The sequence below is a fragment of the Paraburkholderia sp. JHI2823 genome (genome assembly GCF_038900695.1).
Classification (GTDB): Bacteria; Pseudomonadota; Gammaproteobacteria; order Burkholderiales; family Burkholderiaceae; genus Paraburkholderia; species Paraburkholderia mimosarum.
Window position 1 is genome coordinate 1 of record NZ_JAYMRY010000307.1, and the last position, 424, is coordinate 424.

1 protein-coding gene is annotated in these 424 nt (G+C 59.0%); it reads right to left on the reverse strand.

Features of this window, described 5'->3' with window-relative positions; all coding sequences use genetic code 11:
* Nucleotides 1-180: 180 nt before the first annotated feature.
* Nucleotides 181-424 (reverse strand): transposase domain-containing protein (locus tag VSR34_RS38765; protein ID WP_342965283.1); only part of this gene is annotated, 244 nt, incomplete at its 5' end.

Below are 424 nucleotides of genomic sequence, written 5' to 3' on the forward strand. Positions count from 1 at the left end.
GATTTGTCCTGGTCATGGGATGATTTCCGCTGGTTGATGCGAGAACGAACACCGCGCTATTTTAGCCGAGGTCGCGCTGGCGCCCGCGTTGCGATAGCGGGCACGCCTACGTTGCCGACCGATGGCCGACCTGTGCCGGAGCTCGTGCAGAATGCGAATTGGACCTCAGATTGAGGTGCTTCAGAGGCGGGTTGTAGCGAGCGTCACTCGTTTGGCGAAGTTAAAAGGCAACAGGTCGCCGATGTCAGCCCCGGGCGCTCGTTGCGGTAGCTCGTTGAGCACATGATGCAGATATGCATAGGGCTCGACGTTGCAGGCCCGGCACGTCAGCACGAGGCTGTAGACGATGGCGCTCGCCTTCGCGCCCGCAACTGTGTCAGAGAAGAGCCATGAATTTCTCGCTGTTGCAAATGGCCTGATATCT